Source organism: Pseudoalteromonas sp. MMG013, assembly GCF_018100885.1.
Taxonomy (GTDB): domain Bacteria; phylum Pseudomonadota; class Gammaproteobacteria; order Enterobacterales; family Alteromonadaceae; genus Pseudoalteromonas; species Pseudoalteromonas aurantia.
On sequence record NZ_JAGJEE010000100.1, the window covers coordinates 1 to 681 of the forward strand.

Consider the following 681-nt stretch of genomic DNA (forward strand, 5'->3'; position numbering starts at 1 on the left):
ATACAAACAGTAGTTAAACCACCCAATTATGCAAGAAATTTATGCCTGTCCCATATTATTTATGCCTGTCCCATATTATTTCTTGATACGGTCTACCCCATCGTGTATCTCGATTGCATCGTCGTGAAAGTACGCCAGAATAAGCAGGTTATCAACAAAGCTATTTATCTCGCACTTGGCGTAAATATGGAAGGTCAGAAAGAGCTTCTTGGGATGTGGATGTCCGAAACCGAAGGTGCGAAGTTCTGGCTTAGCGTGCTCACAGAACTTCAAAATCGAGGCGTAAATGATATCCTTATCGCGTGTGTAGATGGCCTCAAAGGCTTTCCTGATGCCATCAATGCCGTTTATCCAAAAACTCAAATTCAGCTCTGTATCGTACACATGGTGCGAAACTCAATGAAATACGTCCCATGGAAAGACTACAAGGCCATTACCGCTGACTTAAAAGAAATCTATCAAGCAACAACAGAAGATGAAGCCCTGTTAGCGTTAGAGCACTTTGGTGATAAATGGGATGAAAAGTACCCTCAAATCAGTCGCTCCTGGACGGCTCATTGGGATAATCTCAATACTCTATTTAGCTACCCTCAAGACATCCGTAAAGCTATCTACACGACAAATGCTATTGAATCTCTGAACAGTGTGATCAGAAAAGCGACTAAGAAACGTAAACTGTTC

At 42.0% G+C, this 681-nt stretch carries 1 pseudogene; it reads left to right on the forward strand.

Annotation, left to right across the window (positions count from 1 at the left end):
- Window positions 1-81 precede the first annotated feature (81 nt).
- Window positions 82-681 (forward strand): annotated as a pseudogene (locus J8L98_RS24515) (IS256 family transposase); the annotation flags it as partial.